We start from the raw sequence: 425 nt of genomic DNA on the forward strand, positions 1-425 counted from the left end.
TCAACAAGTTCTTCTACATCTGTTGATTTTTGCAATCCATCTACGACATTTTTTAGAGTGCTTAGTGAAGGCTTATAATCTACAAGCAATACTTGTATCATTTTAGATATCAACCCTTGTAATTCATCTCCATTTATCTTTTGCCACCCGTTAGCTTTGAAAACAAACAGTTCTGAATTAAAGCGTTTGATATGAAAAACCTTTATCATCATTTCCATGAGTACGGTGTCATTAGGATTCTTCTTAATACCAAAATAACTATAGATGTTAGGTCGATAATCCGTATCTTTTGGGATATTAAGTCGTAACTGATCGATAAGTTCGTTATACACGGTTTCACCTTGAGCCGTTTCTTCTATTTCATCGTCATTATTAACAGGAATAGTTAGGATAGCAATCAGACCTTGACGGTCGATTGCCTCCTT

General features: G+C 34.8%; 1 pseudogene. It reads right to left on the minus strand.

Features of this window, described 5'->3' with window-relative positions:
- A pseudogene (locus tag AC2D8K_RS12620) lies at positions 1 to 425 on the minus strand (DUF5906 domain-containing protein); the annotation flags it as partial.

Source organism: Staphylococcus sp. 510 (genome assembly GCF_057219715.1).